The organism is Acinetobacter sp. CY17, assembly GCF_059515825.1.
The window spans coordinates 22,970-43,137 of sequence record NZ_JCAKMX010000010.1; the positions used below are offsets into that span (position 1 = coordinate 22,970).

Genomic DNA, 20,168 nt, shown 5'->3' on the forward strand with positions numbered 1-20,168 from the left:
GAAGGCGCATGTCTTTACTGATTCAATTGACGATTATTTTGGCGTTTGCCTTAGTTTTGGTGCCATTCACCAAACGGCTAGGCTTACCCACACTTATCGGCTATGTTGGTACAGGTATTGCCCTTGGCCCTTACTTACTGGATGTCATCCCTTTAAGTGTGGAGCTTAAACAATTACAACATCTTGGTTTATTGCTGTTGTTGTTTTTAATCGGTATGCAGTTGCAAGTACCACGTTTGATGCAGCTTAAAGCACTAGACATTCAACTGCCCAGTTATGCCCTAGGACTAAGTATATTGCTGCTCAGCAGTATTGGCATATGGTGTTTGGACTTATCGCTGTTGGTCAGTTTTATCATAAGCTCAGCTTTAATCTTGGTCAGTTTTAGCCTGTTACAACAACAAATTAAGTTACCCAAGCAATTTCATCAATCGCTGGGTCAGCAACTATTTAACTTTGGGATCGTACAGAGTATCTGGGCAGTGGTGTTGATTGCTTGTCTGCCCATTTTAGCCGGCTTCGCCTCTCCCCAACATAGCTTGGCCTATGTCATGAGCATTGTTGCTGCGCTGAGTGGTTTAGTTTTATTACAGCGCTATGTGCTACAACCTATTTTTGACTATTTAGACCAAACACATACCCATGAACTAGTTTTGGCCAGTGCTGTACTGACTGCAAGTTTAAGCTTTATTGCCTTAGATGCTTTAGGTATTCATGATACTTTAGCGGCGTTATTGGCTGGATTTTTAATTTCTGACTCGCGCTTTCATCATCGCATTGCGCAGTATAGTGCTCCGTTTAAAGGTTTGGTGTTTGCGGCATTTTTTATTGTGTTGGGCATGAGCCTGCCCCTGCATCTTATACTCGAGCAGCCACTGTTTTTAGCACTAGGCTTATTGCTGCTCATTTTTATAAAAACCAGCATTTACTTCGCTTTAGCACGTTATTTTAAAGTGCCGTGCTCAGAGAGTTGCTTAATCAGTACAGCTTTCATCAGTAGCGGTGAGTTTGGTTTTATTCTGTTATACAGTGCCTTTGCCAGCCAACTTGCTCCTGCGCACATCCTTGAGCCTTATTTACTGCTGTTGCTACTGTCCTTTATCAGTGCACCATTGATCATGCAATTCATTCAGCGTTATGTATTACCACGACTCCATCATCAAGAGAATGCTGCTTATTCTCACGAGCTGGCAGACCTGCTAATTATTGGTTTTGGCCGCGTTGGACAATTGGTGGCGCGCGTGGCGCATGCAAACCATATTGGCTTTAGCGCCATTGATAACCATATCCATCCTCAGCAAGATTTAAGTGCTTATGGCGGCTGCTTGATTAAAATGGATGCTAGCGATGAGCAAGCTTTACAACAACTTCCTTTAGCCGATGTAAAACTTGTTGTTATTGCTGTAGATGATGTAGAAGACAATATCAATATCGTGCGTTATTTACAGCTCAATTATCCTGATCTTCAGCTTTTAGTCCGTGCCCGAGATCGGCATCATGCCCATTTGCTGCGTGATTTAGGTATCGAGCATATTTGGCGTGAAACCTATTTATCGGCCTTAGATTTAGCTCAACACAGCTTGCAATATTTAGGCGTACCTCAAGATCGTGCCCAAGAGCATATTACTCAGTTTCGTATTCACGACCAAAAACTACAACGTCAGCAACAGCACATTGAATACGATGATATTAAACTATATCAAACCCAAGAAGCGGCCTTAGATGAATTGCATTATTTAATGCAACAAGATCTACAACTCAAAAGTCAACGAAGTGCAGCGACAGTGGATGATTTAACACCAGCCTCCGCATTACAACAGATGAAGGCAAATGACTTGTGATTTACAATATAGCCACCATTAAGACAGGGTTTGGAGAATTTTATGTCTGATTTACGTCAACGTTTTTTTATTGAAGATAGCCCTGTTCGTGGCGAAGTGGTGCATCTTGAGCATGCCTTAACCACCATTTTAGCGCAGCGCGACTATGCCCCTGCCATTAAAATTTTATTGGGTGAAATGCTGAGCGCCACAGCATTATTAGCCAGCACCTTAAAAATTCAAGGTCGTATTAGCTTACAAATTCAAGCATCAGGCACTTTAAAATGGGCCATGGCTGAATGTAACCATTTAGGTGAAGTCCGTGCCTTAGCCGAATACGAAGCTGACCCGCATTTTAACCAAGCGATTGACTCAAGCACAGTATTAAAGACTTTAGTCAAACCCGTATTATTTATTAATATTGAGCCAGATGTGGGTCAACGTTATCAAGGTATTGTGCCGCTTGAGCATGACACTTTAGCCGGCTGCTTAATGCAGTACTATGATTTATCTGCGCAAATTGCAACGCGTATTGTCCTTGCCAGCAATGAACAACGTGCTGGTGGCCTACTCATCCAACTGTTACCACGTAACAGTGAAGAAGAACAGCAACGCGTGGATGAAGATTTATGGCCACGTTTAACTATGTTGACCAGCACGTTAAAAGCTGAAGAGCTGACTGATTTAACTGCAACCGATATCTTATATCGTTTATATAACGAAGAAGAAGTGCGCTTACCTGAAGCTGAACAACTCAAATTTGGCTGTACTTGCTCGAAAGAGCGCTGTGCGATTGCACTAGAACAATTGGGCGTCAGCGGTGTACGTGAAACTTTAGAACATCAAAACCCAATTGATATGAACTGTCAATTCTGTAACACAGTGTATACCTTTAGCGCAGAAGAGGCTTTAGGCTTATTTGGCGAACACTTAAGTTAAGCTATCATCAAAAAAGGCAGCGCTTAGCTGCCTTTTTTATATTTAACCGTTTATCACTTTGCAACAAAGCCTCACAAATACCCTCTAGGCGTATTTAGCAAAACATAGAATAATGACTAAATAATAGACAGATTAAGCATATTGCCACCTTAGTCTTGGCCAACAATAAATACACATTTTCAAGACTGAACTCATTGTGTAATCACAACCGCAATCTTTTATGCTTAATAGAGTTTTTTTGTAGCAAAGTAATACTGCTACACCCGATTATAAGGAGATGGCCATGACCACAATCCATTATCGTGAAACCCTAGACCATGTTGATGAGCCATTAAGTTTTGACTTACAAAGCTTTGCTGAGGCGTGTGAGCAAAGCCCAGAGTGGGTATTACAGCTCTTAGAATACGACATTCTGCCACGCCGACCTGAAGAACGCATTCATCAGTTTTTTGCTGCTGATGTTGTGCGTGCCCAACAAGCCTACCGTTTGCAACGCGATTTTAACGCCAGTTTTTCTGCAGTTGCCATGATGCTTGACTTAATTGATGAAGTGCAACAATTACGTAAGCAGGTTAAACATTGCAACTTTATGCATAGTTAAATTGCTCCATCCCCTTCGCACAGCAGCTTTTAAGCTGCTGTATGTCTATAGACGCTTTGTTGAGATCATTAACACGCTATGAAGACCAAAGAATGTAATAAAAAGACCAAGTTCATGTTTCCGGAATTTAAGGATTTAATTCCCAAATTACGCGAAGAAAATCCCCATTTTGCCAAAATGTTCGAACAGCATGAACAACTCGATCGTGAGGTGAATTTATTGGAACAAGATCCAGTCAAGCAAATTCGTGACGACATAGAACTGCTCAAACGGCAGAAATTAAAACTTAAAGATCAAATGTATTTGATGTTATTACAGGCGCAAAGCCAATAAAAAAAGCCCGCGAATGCGGGCTTTTTCAAGTCATCAACAATTATGCTTGTTCGATGTCTTTCATAGTCAATTTAATACGACCACGGTTGTCGACATCAGCCACTTGTACTTTAATCTCTTGACCTTCAGTCAGTACGTCTGCAACGTTTGCAATACGCTCATTTGAGATTTGTGAGATGTGAAGTAAACCATCAGTACCCGGAAGGATATTCACAAACGCACCAAATTCAACAATACGAATCACTTTACCTGTGTAGATTGTACCTGGTTCAATTTCAGCAGTCAGTGCTTGAATCTTAGCGATTGCAGCCATTGCAGCAGATTTCGTTTCACCAAATACGCGAACTGTACCGTTGTCTTCGATATCAATCGCCGCTTTAGTTTCTTCAGTAATAGCACGAATAGTTGCACCACCTTTACCAATCACATCACGGATCTTGTCAGGGTTGATGTTGATCACTTGGAATGTAGGCGCATGCATAGAGATTTCAGGACGCGCACGTGAAATCACTTGGTTCATTGCATTTAAGATATGGATACGACCAGCGTATGCTTGGTTTAATGCAACTTCCATGATCTCTTCGGTAATCCCTTCGATCTTGATGTCCATTTGTAGCGCAGTAATACCGTTAGCAGAACCAGCCACTTTAAAGTCCATGTCGCCTAAGTGATCTTCATCACCTAAGATGTCAGACAAGACTGCAAAACGCTCGCCTTCTTTTACTAAGCCCATTGCGATACCCGCAACTGGCGCCTTAAGTGGAACACCTGCATCCATAAGAGATAATGAAGCACCACATACAGAAGCCATTGAAGATGAACCGTTTGATTCTGTAATGTCAGATACAATACGGATCACATACGGGAAGCGATCAGCTGGTGGAAGAACCGCTTGCACACCACGACGTGCCAAACGACCGTGACCGATTTCACGACGTTTAGGACCAGATTCACGACCAGTTTCACCTACAGAGTATGCAGGGAAGTTGTAGTGAAGCATGAAGTTATCAGTTTTGGTACCTGCAAGAGTATCAACCATTAATGCATCACGCGTGTTACCTAAAGTCGTTGTTACCAACGCTTGAGTTTCACCGCGTGTGAATAATGCAGAACCGTGCGCACGGTCTAATACACCGACTTGTACATCAAGGGCACGTACAGTTTTAGTGTCACGACCATCAATACGTGGTTTACCAGACAAGATGTTGTCACGTACTGTGCGGTATTTAAGATCTTCAAATAATTCGTTTAATTCGTCTGCAATGCCTGTTTCATCATTTTCAGGAACGAATTGAGCAAGCGCTTCAGCGTGTAATGCATCAAGTGCCGCGTAACGGTCTTGTTTCACTGCAATGGTATAAGCTTCAGAGATTTTCGCTTCAAAAGCTTCTTTTAATTTTGCACGAAGATCTTCATTTTTGCTTGGTGCAACCCAATCAGATTCTTTCGCGCCAGCTGCTGCAGCAAACTCTTTAATCGCTTGAATCGCGATTTGCATTTCGTCATGACCGAACAGTACTGCGCCTAGCATCTGGTCTTCTGAAAGTTCTTTCGCTTCAGATTCAACCATCAGTACTGCAGATTCTGTACCTGCAACCACAAGGTCAAGGTCAGATTCTTTTAATTGCTCATGGCTTGGGTTTAAAACGTATTCGCCGTTGATTAAACCCACACGCGCCGCACCAATTGGACCACGGAATGGTGTGCCTGCAATCGCAAGTGCTGCAGAGGTACCCAACATGGCTGCAATGTCAGCTTCCATCGTTTTGTCAGAAGATACAACCGTTGCCGTTACTTGGATTTCGTTGTAGTAACCTTCTGGGAACAATGGACGAATTGGACGGTCGATTAAACGTGAAATTAAAGTTTCAGACTCAGAAGCACGGCCTTCACGCTTACCATAGCCACCAGGGATACGACCCGCAGCATATTGTTTTTCTTGATAGTTAACAGTTAAAGGGAAGAAATCTTGACCCGCTTTTGCTGTAGGCTGTGCTACAACTGCAACCAGTACAGTTACACCGCCCATAGTAATCACAACAGTGTTTGCTTGACGTGCAACACGACCTGTTTCTAACACAACTTGGTGCTGACCAAATTGGAATTCTTTACGAATAATATTAAACATCGACATGTTCTATTCTTTCCTGATTTTATTCTAGTGGAGACCCCTAAGGTTTGGCATTCATCGGTACTTTTTTAAGCCAAAGCATAAATGACAAAGCTTAGAAGCCGACCTCACTAGATTTTAAACACAAAGAAGGAGCGAACATTCGCCCCTTCCCCATTATCTAACCGAAGTTAGATATACTTTTGTTTTTAGTCCTACGGCACTTAGCATGCAATAATCCAAAAACAAAGTTTAAATCGAATTAACGACGTAAACCTAAAGCAGCAATCAAATCGCTGTAACGAGTAGCATCTTTACCTTTAAGGTAGTCAAGAAGCTTACGACGTTGGTTAACCATACGGATAAGACCGCGACGGCTATGGTGATCGTGTTTGTGCTCTTTGAAGTGACCTTGTAAGTCATTGATTTGAGCAGTTAAAAGCGCTACTTGAACTTCTGGAGAACCAGTGTCGTTTTCAGCACGAGCAAATTTAGCGATGATCTCTGCGCGATCTGCGTTTGTTAAAGCCATTCGATTTCTCCGAGATGCTTTTGTAAAAAAATTCGATATTAATCAATTTCTGCAAATTGACTGCCGTGCATCACTACAGCAAGGCAACTATTTTAAGCCATATTGCATACGATTGCAAAATTGCTTTCGCTTAAATGTGATTTATCAGGCTAAGTTGATGGGAAAACTTAATAATCTTAGTCACTATTCAATAAACAAAATAAAAAAGCCCAAGCAGAACTTGGGCTTTTTGCGCTGTAATTTCTTCACTTATTTTTGCTTTTATATATTTTTGTTGTAATACCCACTTATTCCTTGTGAGTTTTGCTTTCCTTATATCAACAATTGTAAAGCAAAGTGAGGTTAAACCAAGTCGAATTTGGCTGCTTATGCTGTGCGCTTTGGCTTACGTGAACAGCGCAGATAAATAAAAGCCTTGTAGTCTCTCCCAAAACTACAAGGCTTAGCGGCTGTAAGTTTCCTCTGTGACTTACCTTCCTGTAAGTTCGCTGTCATTTCGACTTATGATTATCGTTATGCGATTATTCTCAACATTCCGTGTTGAGCTTTTGTTAAAGCTATATTCGCAGAAACTCAAGTTAAGCTCTATGCGTCAATTTCTCGAATCCTTGTAAGCCATTGCTTACAAAGTGAGGTTTTAGACCAAATAGTCAAAAAAAATCACTTTTAAGCTAGTTTTTTTTGCAAACCACTTTGACGGGTTGTCATGACAAGCAGCGCCTGTTGGAGGCTATGTTTATCTGCCAAAATGCTCACTACTGACTTGGCTCGCGTAATTGCCGTATAAATCAACTCACGACTCAACAAATTAGCTGCATAGCGATCTAGCACCAAAGCCGTATGTTTAAACTCTGAACCTTGTGACTTATGAATGGTGAGAGCAAAAGCAGTTTCAATATTTTTGGGTAAGCGTGCTGCAGGCAGCCACTTTTCTAAACTTGGGAAATACACATCAAACTGCCATTCACCATCACGAAAACGCTGCAAACAGATGCCAATATCACCGTTCGATAAGCCCAGTTGATAATCGTTATAGGTCATCATGACTGGTCGTCCAACGTACCAATCGCCTTGTTTCGTCGTATGTAAGGCTAATTGCTGCAAAATGCGTTTTTCAATCTGTTGATTAATTTGATAAAGTCCCAATTGACCTTGTCGAATGGCGGTTAAAATACGATAGTCATCAAAACGTGCTAATACGTTTGCCACATGTGTTTCTGGTTCTTGGCTCTCTAAATAATCTTTTAATGCAGTTACATAGCCTGAAAAACCCAACATCAATTGATCATAGTATTGACTATAAAGCTCTGCTGTTAGACTTTCAGGTAAATATTGCAATTGTACAATGTCATTCATTTCATCCTTGAGTTCAACTGCTTGCCATATCGCATTGGGTACCAACTGTTCAAATTCAGTTAATACACGATCTGCCTGATGCTGCTTTTGAATAAAGCCTGCCACTTCACCAATACGGGCACCTTGCTTAAAACGTCGACTGGTATGTAAATGCACCCGATGTGGCGCTAAAGCATTGACTTGCTGTAAGTCTGCTAACACTGCGCCGACATCTACAGAAGCCAACTGATTGGCATCCCCCAATAAAATCAAACGTGTTCCCGCACCAATAGCAGCAAATAATAGGCTCGCCAGATTTAAATCCAGCATCGAAGCTTCATCTACCACCACCACATCAAAAGGTAATGGCTGTTGGGCTGAATAACGCGCTTGGTGCTGCGTACCTAAACCCAATAAACGGTGCAAGGTAATGGGATTTAAATTTTTTAAATCTTCTGTGACTAAGTTACGAATATTGTCATCATTAAAGGATTTTTGTAGCGCCTCTTTCATACGCTGGGCAGCCTTACCGGTCGGTGCCGCCATAGCAATCCGTAAATTGGGCAAGGCTTGATTGAGGGCAGCAATAATACGGGCCAAGGTATAGGTTTTACCGGTTCCAGGCCCGCCAGTAATCATCGTCAATGCTTGCTGCGCAACAGCCTCTAAAGCAGCATTTTGATGGGGGTCTGTAAACAGGTTTTTATAGGCATCCACAGCAAAGCAGCTGACTTGTGCTTGTTGTAAGCGTCGCACATGCTGAGCTAAATGCTGCTCAAGCTGCCAATAACGATACAAATACAATAATTCTTGATCATAAATAAATGGTGCGACCTGATCAGGTGGTGCTACCAAGTTACCCAGTGTCTGTACCTGTTTGGGTAAGGCTGTAACACAGCTGTGGCCATGTTGCATCGCCATTAACACCTCTTGCATCAGATTCTGCGCTTGAGCCGATAAATCACCTCCGAGATATTGACTCCATGCCGCGAGCCACGGTGTTTCAAGTTGTTGCTGTTGCATTAGGCTTTATCCTGCATACGCCCTAATAAGGCATCTAAACGTAAAATAAACTCATCTTCAGGTTTAAAATAATGGATGCCCTGCTGACTGTGCCCATTCATACCACGTAAATATAAATAACTGGCTCCGCCTAAATGGGTTGCCATATCATAATCTTGCAGTTGCACACTTAAATGCCGATGTAAGGCCACCAAATACAAACCCGCTTGCAACCAATAACTGGCTTGTGACATATTGGCTTGAATTTTAGCGTTGGCATAATCTGCTTGATCTTGGCCTAAAAAGTTACTTTTATAATCAGCAATGTGATAACGCTGACCATCATAAAATACAAGGTCAATTGAACCTGTTAAATAACGCGCTGAATTGGCATGATTAAGGGCCAGCATCTCTATGCCGTATTCACGAAATAGTTCACTTATTCGCTGTACCCCAAACACGCGATCCGCTAGCGACAGATAAAACGGAAATTCAGCACTATGCTGCTCAGGCTCAAGTTGGCTTAAGCTAAAGTCATCAAATAACGGTGTGATTAACACTTCTGCTAACCATTCACCTAGCATGGCGTATAACTGCTCATCATGCGGCGCGCCAAATTCAGCGGCATATTTTTGCTGTAATTCTTGCCATAGCACAGGATAGGTGTTCTTAAAGCGACGATGTAGCTCTAAGCCCCAGTCACTATTGTCTTGAAAATCAATATGCTCAAAAATTTCATGTAGAAAATCACCCGCCAAAGTTCCCATAGGGAAATTGCGTTTGATCCAAGACAAGGGTTGATGGATGACTTGATTTGCAACTTCAACATGCACATCATCACCCGCACTGTCATTGTGTTCACGTTGTGCTGCTAGTGCATCCATGGCTTGTTTACGGCTTAAATGCTGCGATAAAGCACTAAAACTGGTTTTACTACGCGGATAAAAACGCTGTATAGGCAATGGCAGTGCATCTAAAGCCACTTGCTCAAGCTTTTGCTGCGAACCAATCAACTCAGGACATTCTAAAATCAAGGGCTCATCTACACAGCCGGGATGATTAAAGCCATTTGCAGCATTTTTCCAAAACAGTAAACCATGAGGTTTATCCAAGGCTTTAGCACTGAGCATGGCATATACACGATGGCTGGCGCGGGTGAGCGCGACATACCATAAACGATGCTGCTCGGCTTCAAGGCGGGCGTCGTGCTGAGCAATAGCCTCATCATCTAAGCCATGTTTATCATTAATCGCCACGATCCGCTGTGGCTCGGCTTGGCCTGTCTCCGGATTGGGCAGCATTTGAGTAGAGAAGTTCAGGGTTTTATTCATCTCACGCCCTGCAGAACTCGCACCCAATAAAAATACGATCTTAAACTCCAAGCCTTTAGATTGATGTATCGTCATGAGCTGTACGCCAGCACTATTGCTTAAACTACGCTCCATTTCCCAATCACGTTGCCCGGGTGCTTGAATCTGTTTTAAATACCACGCATATAAAGTCTGTGCGCCTTGATAGCTTTCACTGTATTGGGTCAGGCTTTCGGTTAAATGGCGTAAGTTGACTACACTGCGCTCATTATCACGATGCTGATAACGGACTAAGTTTTGCCACACTCCAAATACGTTTAGGGTGTATTGCCAAGCGGTTAAGAACCCTTTATTGAGCCACATCTCCCGAATATGTTCAAAGTCATTCATATATTGACTCAAACCTTCAGGTTGGCTGTGCAATTGGGTTAAATCTTGCAACGTTAAGCCAATTAAACGACTGAGCAGTGCACGTTTGACTTTGGCTTCATCAAAGGGGTGTAAAATGGCAGTTAACAGCGCACCTACATCTTGCGCAATAAGGCTGTCAAAGACACTGCGTTTTGAAGCACGATTGACACGAATATTTAAGCGATTTAATTCATATTGCACTTTATCTAAAGCGTCATGATTACGTGATAGGACGGCAATATCATCAGGTTGTAAGAATTTTTGCTCGGCCAGCTCACCAAAATGTAGCTGCTGTTGCGCGCTTAAATTCAGTAGCTGACGAATCTGCCAAGCCACTTGGATTGACTCTTGGTCAGCATCAGTCAACGTAATAAAACGTAGTGGTTTCGGATTGGCGATTTGATGTTGATAGCAAATGGGATGTGAACGTGCACCAGCTTCTACAGGGCTATAGATCACCCCTTCACCAAAATCCATTTGCTGTTGAAACAGTGCATCGACCACTTCAACCAACTCGCGCACCGAACGCTGATTATATTTTAAACTATACAAACGCCCTTGCTTCGCCAATACATCTTGACGTGCCTTACTATAGGTAAGCATGTCACCGCCACGAAAGCCGTAAATCGCCTGTTTAGGGTCGCCCACCATAATCATACAGCCTTGGCTATACCATTTGGGGTTACGCCAAATGTGCTTGAGCATATTGTCTTGATCTTGGTTGGTGTCTTGAAATTCATCCACCAAAATCAACGGATAGCGACTATGCACATATTGAGCAAAGCGCTGTCCCTGCTCACCTTGTAATGCCTCACTTAAGCTACGCATTTGCTGCGAAAACGTGGTTTCGCCTTTTTGTTGTAAAAGCTGCGGTAAGCGACGTTTCACTTCACTGGCTAAATGATATTTAAGATAAGTATCTAAAGCATCTAAATTTAAGTGTAAATCTTTAAGCTGTGCACAGAACTTCGCTAAAGCCATAATCGTTGGATGTTGTTCAAAGCCTGCTAAGACCTCCGCACTACATTTATTCATCACCTTTTTAGTGGCTAAATCAATCATGCCTTTTAAAGTGCTTTCAAAGGATTGTGCAAAGAGTGCTTGACCACGGCGCAGCTTTAAAGCCTGTAAAAATGGCGGTAATTTTTCTGTGAGTAGTACTTGCATGGCACAGTTATCTCGCCATTTTTTAGCAATGAAACTATGCTGCTTGCCATCGGGTGCATAATAATCGCGTAAGGTCTCAATGCTAGCAAGATCAAGCTCAAGCAGCGCATCAATGGCATGTTCAAATTGCTTTACATCAAGGCGAGGCGCTTGAATGTTTTGGAGTTTGGCTGATGCAAAATTCAAACTACTTTCTACGACAGCAGCGTAGCTTTCTACCGATTTTAGCTTTTGATTTAACAGGAGATAATCAATCACGACTTGGGGTTGCAACTGAATCCATTCACGTAATACATCGTGAATAATTTGCTGAGTATACAGCTTCGCGTTATCACTAATTGCGACATGCTCAATCTTGCCACTTTCAAAAGAAAACTCTGTCAGCAGCTTTTGACTAAAACTATCTAACGTACCAATAAACAGCTCATCGAGTTGATCAAGCACTAACTTTAAACGCTCACAGGCATAGCCAATTTTATCAAAATAATCCTGTAAGATTTTCTGAAAGAGCACGTCTTGTTCAAGGCTCGCTTTCGCCAACACTTCACTTGGGCTAAACACTTGATAACCGTGTAAGAAATGTAAAGTCTCTTGTAAGCGTTTACGAATACGGGTTTTAAGTTCTGCAGCAGCAGCGCGGGTAAAGGTGGTGGCAATCACTTGATGTGGAAGATAATCATGTAACAATACCCGTACCATTAAACTCGACAGCGTATAGGTTTTGCCGGTACCTGCTGAGGCTTCAATCCAGTGTAGGCCTTTAAATTGCATATCGACAATCGGGGCAAAAGAAGCTTCAGGCTGATAAAAACTATTCATATTTAGTCCTGTACCTCTTGATGCCAAAAGATGGGTTGATAAAGCCGATAAGAGAAGTTTAAACAGGCTTCTTCTAATAATTGATTACTATCACAATCACGTAAAATAAACTGCCAATCGCGGTGTTTAATATTCCATTCTTGATGGTCATAGCGATAGCCAGCGAAGTGATCTGACTTGCGCCATTCTTTAAATAATTTGTCTAAATCTTTGACTTGCATAAAACCATTGGACACATCCGTCCATTCGACTTTGACTTCATCTTTTAAAATTAATTCTGCCGGCAACAAGAGTGGTTGCTGCTTGGCATAATGCCACGCCTCAAGCCAATCATTCAGCCACACTCTTGCTTGCTCAGAGCTTACCCCTTGGCAAACCAGCGTTTTATTGCTACAGACTGCAACACGTTTTAAATGTGTGCCGCCTTGGCCTAAATCAAGATAAGCGAGCCATAACAAATATTCTAACCATACCCGACCACGGCGTTTAGGCTGAGCACTTGCTGCCATCACATTGACCCAAATATCAGTATCGTGTTTGGGCACTTGAATACTGATCTGCAAATGCGGCTGAATTTTTAGTACTTGGCGTGTGGTCGTGCTGGGCTGCGGCGCAAACTCATATAAACGCTCGAGTAAACTTTCCTGCTCTAACAGGCTTTGCTGCCAAGTCGCATGCTGGGTTTTGCCAACTGGTAAAATATCTTTTACCAGGTCAGGTTCCGCTTGGCCTTGCTGCAACATAAACTCGCGTAACTGATATTTTTTTAAACCATTGAGGAGTAAAGGCTCTTGTGTTTCAACCAAATCAGCTGGGCTTAAGTTTTTAACACCTAAGTTTTTTAAATAACTGCGCGCGGGAAACAAAATATCTGCTATCCATTGCTCGCTGTCCAACACTTCTAGCTGCGCATCGAGCTGCTGTAACTGATAGTTACCTCGGCTCCATGCTTGACGTGGCTGCTGGGCACTAGTGAGCTGTTGAGCCACCTTAAACCATTGGTTTTTATAACGAATTAAGTTGTTTTGCTGAAAACCTACAGGATCAAAGGGTTGTAGAGGATGAATCTGATAGACACTTAGCAATTGACTTGGAATTTCAACGCCATGCACATCAGTATTGGCTGCAAGATTAGGATGCTTTTGCGTAATGAAATTTAAGTGCTGGACAAACTCTTGTACTACGCTAGATGGATCACGCACTTCGCTGTCATTTAAATCAAAAGCGTTATAAAACAACCAAACATTATCTTTGGCCAACAATATGGCATCTAAAAATGCGCCTTGATCATCTTCTAAACGTGAACGATCGCCCAATTTTGGCCGCAGAATTTGCATTAAATCAAAGGGAATATGCTGATCACGATTTGGGAATTTACCGCTATCTAAATTCAGCATTACCACCAATTTATACGGCACTGGACGGATTTGTCCCATTTGGCTAAAGGTAATATGCCCTGTCGGTTCTGCGTGTTCTAATTGCGTGGTTAAGCTTTTTTCGACTTCAGCTAAAATATAAGGTAATGGTAAGGTTAAACTACGCAGCGCATCTTGTTCAGCATCATCATAGAAACTGGTTAAAGTCAGCATTCGTTCTTGCTTTTTCACCAACAAGTAAACCTGATCTAAAACCGTAACTCCTGCATCTTTAAACTCGTTAATCTCTTGCATGAGACAATTGAGCCAATGTTCTGCACTTTGCTCGGCTTCGGTTTCATGCTGATTGAGCCATGTACGCCGTGCCGCAATATCTTGGTAAATTTCAATTAAGGTACCAATTAAAGCGAAATCACTGGGGCGAACATGCGCATAGCTTAAGGTCTGTGCAAACAGCGTATGCTCAGGAATCGCAATGCCAAGCGCCAAACGATCTAAGGCAAATTTAAAGCTAAAGCGATAATCTTCGTCGCCTTCGGTTAGGCTGTCTTGTAAATGTAGCGCATCAAAACCACGTTTAAAACCAGCCGCTTGTAGCAACTCATAAATGCGTTCTAAGCCATTGACATCTAAGTTATAACGCTGCTGGGTGGCCAATAAACTGAGCCAATCTGCAAATTCCTCTAAAGTAAAACGCCCTTGTAACAGTTGCATACGACCGAGCACCGCACGCCATGCATTTTGTGCATCAAGTTGCGTCACGCCGGCAATTTGTATAGGTAAATATACGCTGTCTTGTTCGCTCCTTTCCCGCTCAGAGACAGGCGCGGCAAAGGTGCTGCGAATTTGCGGTTCTATGTCTTTTAAATTGGGACACAGCACCAAAATATCACTGGCACGGCGCGGCGCATCGGGTGTAGTTTGACTCAGCCAATGGGTAATTTGTTCTTTTAAAACTTCAAGTTGGCGCAAACTCGAATGGCAGACATGAATTTGAATAGAGCGATCATCGGCTGCTAAAGCATAGCTGTTGGCTTCAGGTTGGACTAAATTTAAAATATCGCTTTGGATTTTACCCAACAAAGTCTTGGGATAATCCTCAGGAAACAAATCAAACCACTGCCCTTCTTCATTGGATGACAAACTCGAAAGTAACGAGAAATGGTCACGGGCTTGCTTACCAAAACGAGTAAGTAACGGATGATGTGAATCACGCTTTTCAGCATGAAATTCTAAGCTAAATTTTTGTACATAAGCTTGAATAGCTGCATCATCGACCGTGCGCCCTTGGGCTTGTTCACGTTCAATAAAACGCTGCCTTAATTGGGCGTCATAACGCGCTTTCCAATGCGGGTCGACCATATCGGCCCAATATTCTTGTGAGGGGTTGTAATGCAGTACAAAAATATCAAGGTATTGGCCTAAACGGCGTAAAAACTGCAGTTGTACTGGTGGTAAATCCAATAAGGTAAACAACACCAACTGTTTAGGTAAACGCTTGAGCGCCTCTTGCCGCGTACTTTCATCCTCTAGACGTTGCCAAAATAACTGATCAATATGCGCCACTTGCTTAAAATCTTCAGCAAAGACGACATGCCACAGCCAACGTTGCCATGCTTCAAGCTCTACAGCCTGCTGTAACTGAAATTGTTCAATTTCTGTACCCACATTAAAGAACATCTGCTCGACATTTAAGGCTTGGTTGGCGCCCCATGTTTGCAGCCAATTACTGCCACAGCGGCATATGCCATGACATGTGCTGCAATCACTCCGATATTCCATATAGTTGGAAAATAAACGTGATACTTGCTCAGCCACCCAATACAACATACTTTGTTTTTTATTGAGTTGTTCAAAGCCTTCTAAACGGTCGGCGCTGGCATAAATCCGTTGAATAATGGGATATAACGGGTGTTGCTGAGTTAAAGGATTAAGCGGGCTTTGCACAAAATTTTTAAGGCTTTGATAGATCCGCCATTTGATCATTAATCGCGGTAAGTTGGCTTTACGCACTTCATCCCGTTGATCATGCAAAACTTCCTGATAAGCCCACCATTGAAAACCACGAATCCGGCTATGAAATTGGTTATTGGCACTAATGCCGTGCTTTTCCGCCAAACGCTGGGTCAGCCACGTTTCTAAGGCAACTGAAGGGACAATAAAATGCTGGGCTTTTAATACCATCACTGGATTACTATGTGCTTGTTGCACGGCACGTAGCATTGCTTCAAACAACACTTCAATCCGCTGACTTTGCATCACATGAATTGCCATAATGTCCTCAAAAACCCAATCAAAGTATTAATTTGTCTACAAAATCATAAAGATTCAGTACTAGACCCATGACCTGTGCTATGTCAGATTAAAGCCAAGTTGATGTCATGCACCACTTTATAGACCAAGAAAAATCCAACACTAGTTTAAGGTATTTCACGATGAAAATTGATAATATTCCACAAACAATTGATCCCAAATTAAATTTAGAACAAGTCCGTGCTGAGTGCTTGGAATTGGTCAAAAAACGTGCCTATGTTTCTGCAGGTGCTGCGATTATTCCTATTCCATTTTTAGATGTTTTTATTGATGTGGGAATTTTGTCACAACTCATTCCACAGATTAACGCACGCTTTGGTTTAGCACCTGAGCAAGTTACTGTCTTTGATCCTAAAACCAAACAAATTCATTGGAATGAACTCAAAAAACGTGGCATTGAGTTTTCAGGTTTGGTGGTAGCACGGACCGCCATGAAAAAATCGTTTAATAATATTGCAGCCAAATATGTCACCAAACAAGTGACTAAATTTATTCCTTTAGGCGGACAAATGATTGCCGCCGGCCTCGGCTATATGGTGATGAAAAAAGTAGCCGAAGCACATGTTGAAGAAAGCTATAAACTGGCCAAAGGCATTCAACTCAAACAAGGCGTTGAACGTGGTGAGTCGGTTGCCCCACCTGTAACCAATGTACCAAGCCTTGAAAAGCAACAAGATGATGCCGCTAAAAACTAAGCAGCTTTTTTATAAAAAAACGCTCATCTGAGCGTTTTTTTATGTGGCTTTGAGCTGTTTTAAAATGGCTTCTAACACTTGAATTCGCGCTGTATTTTTATCATCGGTGGCAATGATATGCCACGGTGCGTCATGGCTACTGGTATAGGCAAACATATCCGCAGCGGCTTGTAAATAATCATCCCAACGCTCGCGATTACGCCAATCTTCTTGGGTAATTTTAAAGCGTTTATGTGGGGTGTCTTCACGCGCTTTAAACCGTGCTTCTTGTTCATCTTTAGAAATCGCCAGCCAAAATTTAATAATGACGTGATGATGATCAATTAAATCTTGTTCAAAACGATTAATTTCAGCATAGGCGCGTTGCCACTGGACAGGATGGGCAAAGCCTTCAATTCGCTCGACCAGAACTCGCCCATACCAAGTGCGGTCAAAAATATTAATATCACCATCGGTTTGTAAACGTCGCCAAAAACGCCATAAATACGGGCGACGTAATTCATAAGGCTCAGGCGCAGCAATACTATGAATTTCATATTCGCGCGGATCCAGCTTTTGTACAATGCGTTTAATCGCACCACCCTTGCCTGCAGCATCCATACCTTCAAAACAAATAATCACATGGCGTGGATCAAAACGTAAGGCATCTGCCACTTCTGCAGTGAGCTTTTTCAGTTTATCTTTATATTCAGCCTTTGCTAAAACACTCTGCTCAGGTTGGAGCAATGCTTGTGGAATAGGCTTGGCTTTCCATTTGGTTTGACTGCCTTGATGGTGTTCGGGGCAGTCTTTGAGCGCCTTTAAAATATACTGGGCAAAAATTTGATCGCGATTTTTATCCTCACCATCAATGATAAACCAATCATCGCTAAAGCGTTTGCGTAGGCGTTGTAAAGTGTCGTATTTGTGTTGATTGCGCCAATCAATACCATGCAACTTATGCCAGCGTGCTTCACTCGGTGGCATGTCTTCAATGCGCTGTTGCAAGGTTTCCCATGACAGATCAAACCAGACCTTAATCACATCAACGTGATTATTTTTTAAATCTTGCTCATAAATTGCCATCTTTTTAATGTATTCATCATACAAACTATCATCTATCGGATGAGATACATGCATAGCAGTATTGATTAAGTCGCTATACCAATTGCCAAATAAAATGGTGATTTGCCCTTCTTTGGGAATAGAACCCATATAAGGCAACCAATACGGTTGGGTTTGATCAAGCACCAAGGGTTGATCGGCTTTGACTTTTAAATAACGTGGATCAACCCATTCGCGTAATTGTTTAACTGCCTCCCCCTTGCCTGCTAAATCAATCCCATTGACCAAAATGAGTAAGCTTTTGGCATTTTTCTGGTCACGGCTTTCACGTAAAGCAAACTGCGCTTCGATGAGATCAAAAGACAGCTGATCCTCATCCATGACTTTGAATTTTTCACTCATTGACCACCGCCTTAGATTTGTTTTTTGTTGTGCTTATGGCTATGTGTACAAAGATTTTGTCCATTCTGCAATCGAGATATACATTTTTTTATATTTAAATCGGTTTTGGTCATAGCCGAGCACAGCCGAAGTCATTAAGCTTAAGACTCAATGATCAGCTTGGAGTACGTATGTCAAAACTTGCGGTTTTAAATGAACTTTTAGTTAACTATCAACACTTAAACTATCACCAAAATCCGCAGTTATTGCAACGTTTACGCGACGTACAAAATTGGCAAAAGCAACGTATTATTCGTACTCATGCACAAGAATTTAAGCAAAAGTCTAATGTGTTAATGGCAGAGTATTTTATGAATCGCCTCTATGGCGGCCCTGATTTTGATGCTTTAGCAGCACAAATTGAGCGTTTAATTCCCAAAATTCATAAAGCTGAAAAACTCATTCCAGAAAATGCCATTAAAACCGGTACAGCTGGGATTCAATTGGCCATTTTGGCGGTACAGCTTGATGAACAAGTGGCCGTACAGTTATTAGAAGATTATCCAGAAAACACCCCGCTGACCGATGAAATTATGCGTATTACTTACCTTAAGCTTGATCAAGGTGCGCAGCGTTTGGAACAACTGCGTCAACTGGATCAATTGGGTGTAAGCTTAGACAAGTACTTACGTTCTTTTGTGGTTCATACCGCATTTAAAATGTGTAAAAGCACCGCTTATAAACATCGATTTGATGTGATGTATGAGTTTATGCAAGATGGTTTTGCTGCCATGAAGCCGTTAAAATCAGCCGAAAAATTTGTTCGTGATTTTACCGAGCAAGAACGCGAAATTGTCGCTAAAGTGCATGCTGGTCACCCAACACCTTTTGCTTAACTTAAGCAGATTGAAGCATGTTTAGTTGCGCTATAAATACAACAAGTGTGCTTTTTTTCTGTATATTATGGAACACATTCAAGGCTGCATGACTGTACAACGCTTTATAATCTGTCATGATGCAGCACTGTTTTTAACTCTATTTCCCGGTTAGGAGTGAGACTCATGTCTAACGAAAATCAAACGCCGACTAACGCACAGAACACAGACAAAGTGAGCCCATTCTTAACTGAGCCACTACCACAAGGTGCGCCTCAGGGTCAGCAACAAAGCGTACAGCAAGATGCGCCACGTGCTATTCCCAAATACAACTTACCGCGCGGTGCCAATACCGGTAACGTGGGTGAAAAAACCCACTTTGGCTATCAAACTGTGAATAGCGAAGAAAAAGCGCAAAAAGTCGCTGAAGTGTTCCATTCAGTGGCCGCTAAATACGACATTATGAATGACCTCATGTCATTTGGTATTCACCGTTTATGGAAACGCTTTGCGATTAACATGTCAGGTGTACGCCGTGGTCAACACGTGCTGGATATTGCAGGCGGTACAGGCGATTTAGCCAAAGTCTTTAGCCGTGAAGTTGGCCCTACGGGTCACGTAGTGTTATCTGACATTAACGAATCGATGCTGAATGTCGGTCGTGATCGTTTATTAGATGCCGGCTGTGCCAACGTAGATTTTGTTCTAGCCAATGCTGAAACTTTAGAGCCATTTGCAGACAACAGCTTTGATTTAGTAACTATTTCATTTGGTCTACGTAATGTCACCGATAAAGATGCAGCATTAGAAGCGATGTACCGCGTACTTAAACCAGGTGGTCGTTTACTGGTGTTAGAATTCTCTAAACCTGTGTTTGAACCTTTCTCAAAACTTTACGATTTATACTCATTCACTGCATTGCCTGTGATGGGCAAAATCATTGCCAATGACGCAGAAAGCTATAAATACTTAGCTGAATCGATTCGTATGCATCCAGACCAACGTACTTTAAAAGGTATGATGGAAAATGCTGGCTTTAGCAACTGTGACTACCACAACTTAACAGGTGGTATTGTCGCAGTGCACCGTGGCTTTAAACTCTAAG

General features: G+C 42.2%; 13 protein-coding genes. 7 read left to right on the forward strand and 6 right to left on the reverse strand.

What is annotated here, in order from left to right:
• Window positions 1–8 precede the first annotated feature (8 nt).
• From AC5YCI_RS08750 to AC5YCI_RS08765, 4 genes are all read left to right on the forward strand, one after another.
• On the forward strand, window positions 9–1,841 hold the full coding sequence (locus AC5YCI_RS08750) for a cation:proton antiporter domain-containing protein (RefSeq protein ID WP_496129423.1): 1,833 nt from the start codon (window positions 9–11) through the stop codon (window positions 1,839–1,841).
• Between the two features lie 42 nt (window positions 1,842–1,883).
• Entirely contained in the window at window positions 1,884–2,759 is an 876-nt protein-coding gene (gene hslO / locus AC5YCI_RS08755) for an Hsp33 family molecular chaperone HslO (protein WP_496129422.1), read from the forward strand.
• Between the two features lie 283 nt (window positions 2,760–3,042).
• Window positions 3,043–3,360: a chaperone modulator CbpM gene (locus tag AC5YCI_RS08760; protein WP_496129421.1), complete on the forward strand. Its 318-nt coding sequence runs from the start codon at window positions 3,043–3,045 to the stop codon at window positions 3,358–3,360.
• 78 nt (window positions 3,361–3,438) lie between these two features.
• Entirely contained in the window at window positions 3,439–3,693 is a 255-nt protein-coding gene (locus tag AC5YCI_RS08765) for an HP1242/YdcH family protein (RefSeq protein ID WP_496129420.1), read from the forward strand.
• A gap of 40 nt (window positions 3,694–3,733) precedes the next feature.
• On the opposite strand, the gene pnp is transcribed toward AC5YCI_RS08765, so the two are convergent.
• From pnp to AC5YCI_RS08790, 5 genes are all read right to left on the reverse strand, one after another.
• Window positions 3,734–5,821 (reverse strand): polyribonucleotide nucleotidyltransferase, encoded by a 2,088-nt coding sequence (pnp, locus tag AC5YCI_RS08770; RefSeq protein ID WP_496129451.1) that lies wholly within the window; start codon window positions 5,819–5,821, stop codon window positions 3,734–3,736.
• Window positions 5,822–6,065: 244 nt separating this feature from the next.
• Window positions 6,066–6,335, reverse strand: a complete 270-nt coding sequence (gene rpsO / locus AC5YCI_RS08775; protein WP_004692669.1) for a 30S ribosomal protein S15 — start codon at window positions 6,333–6,335, stop codon at window positions 6,066–6,068.
• Window positions 6,336–7,001: 666 nt separating this feature from the next.
• The gene (recD, locus tag AC5YCI_RS08780; RefSeq protein ID WP_496129419.1) at window positions 7,002–8,693 is read right to left on the reverse strand and encodes an exodeoxyribonuclease V subunit alpha; all 1,692 of its coding nucleotides are present in this window, start codon (window positions 8,691–8,693) and stop codon (window positions 7,002–7,004) included.
• Complete coding sequence (locus tag AC5YCI_RS08785; protein ID WP_496129418.1) at window positions 8,693–12,379, reverse strand: UvrD-helicase domain-containing protein; 3,687 nt, start codon at window positions 12,377–12,379, stop codon at window positions 8,693–8,695. Before AC5YCI_RS08785 ends, recD begins: the two co-directional genes overlap by 1 nt.
• A 2-nt stretch (window positions 12,380–12,381) precedes the next feature.
• A complete protein-coding gene (locus AC5YCI_RS08790) occupies window positions 12,382–16,029 on the reverse strand; it encodes an exodeoxyribonuclease V subunit gamma (RefSeq protein ID WP_496129417.1) in 3,648 nt (1,215 codons plus the stop codon).
• Between the two features lie 161 nt (window positions 16,030–16,190).
• Between AC5YCI_RS08790 and AC5YCI_RS08795 the strand changes: the two genes are divergently transcribed.
• Complete coding sequence (locus AC5YCI_RS08795) at window positions 16,191–16,763, forward strand: hypothetical protein (protein WP_496129415.1); 573 nt, start codon at window positions 16,191–16,193, stop codon at window positions 16,761–16,763.
• A gap of 39 nt (window positions 16,764–16,802) precedes the next feature.
• On the opposite strand, the gene pap is transcribed toward AC5YCI_RS08795, so the two are convergent.
• Entirely contained in the window at window positions 16,803–18,209 is a 1,407-nt protein-coding gene (pap, locus tag AC5YCI_RS08800) for a polyphosphate:AMP phosphotransferase (RefSeq protein WP_496129414.1), read from the reverse strand.
• A 170-nt stretch (window positions 18,210–18,379) separates the two neighbouring features.
• Here pap and AC5YCI_RS08805 point away from each other — a divergent pair, with 170 nt between their 5' ends.
• Together AC5YCI_RS08805 and ubiE are read left to right on the forward strand one after the other, a co-directional pair.
• Window positions 18,380–19,084, forward strand: a complete 705-nt coding sequence (locus AC5YCI_RS08805) for a DUF8198 family protein (RefSeq protein ID WP_496129413.1) — start codon at window positions 18,380–18,382, stop codon at window positions 19,082–19,084.
• A 165-nt stretch (window positions 19,085–19,249) separates the two neighbouring features.
• Window positions 19,250–20,167 (forward strand): bifunctional demethylmenaquinone methyltransferase/2-methoxy-6-polyprenyl-1,4-benzoquinol methylase UbiE, encoded by a 918-nt coding sequence (ubiE, locus tag AC5YCI_RS08810; protein WP_496129412.1) that lies wholly within the window; start codon window positions 19,250–19,252, stop codon window positions 20,165–20,167.
• Window position 20,168: the final 1 nt, after the last annotated feature.

Coding starts and splice junctions, on each gene's coding strand:
- pap (WP_496129414.1), bottom strand. CDS start 18,209: ATGAGTGAAAAATTCAAAGTCATGGATGAGGATCAGCTGTCTTTTGAT.
- recD (WP_496129419.1), bottom strand. CDS start 8,693: ATGCAACAGCAACAACTTGAAACACCGTGGCTCGCGGCATGGAGTCAA.
- AC5YCI_RS08765 (WP_496129420.1), top strand. CDS start 3,439: ATGAAGACCAAAGAATGTAATAAAAAGACCAAGTTCATGTTTCCGGAA.
- AC5YCI_RS08750 (WP_496129423.1), top strand. CDS start 9: ATGTCTTTACTGATTCAATTGACGATTATTTTGGCGTTTGCCTTAGTT.
- AC5YCI_RS08760 (WP_496129421.1), top strand. CDS start 3,043: ATGACCACAATCCATTATCGTGAAACCCTAGACCATGTTGATGAGCCA.
- ubiE (WP_496129412.1), top strand. CDS start 19,250: ATGTCTAACGAAAATCAAACGCCGACTAACGCACAGAACACAGACAAA.
- pnp (WP_496129451.1), bottom strand. CDS start 5,821: ATGTTTAATATTATTCGTAAAGAATTCCAATTTGGTCAGCACCAAGTT.
- AC5YCI_RS08785 (WP_496129418.1), bottom strand. CDS start 12,379: ATGAATAGTTTTTATCAGCCTGAAGCTTCTTTTGCCCCGATTGTCGAT.
- AC5YCI_RS08795 (WP_496129415.1), top strand. CDS start 16,191: ATGAAAATTGATAATATTCCACAAACAATTGATCCCAAATTAAATTTA.
- AC5YCI_RS08790 (WP_496129417.1), bottom strand. CDS start 16,029: ATGGCAATTCATGTGATGCAAAGTCAGCGGATTGAAGTGTTGTTTGAA.
- AC5YCI_RS08805 (WP_496129413.1), top strand. CDS start 18,380: ATGTCAAAACTTGCGGTTTTAAATGAACTTTTAGTTAACTATCAACAC.
- hslO (WP_496129422.1), top strand. CDS start 1,884: ATGTCTGATTTACGTCAACGTTTTTTTATTGAAGATAGCCCTGTTCGT.
- rpsO (WP_004692669.1), bottom strand. CDS start 6,335: ATGGCTTTAACAAACGCAGATCGCGCAGAGATCATCGCTAAATTTGCT.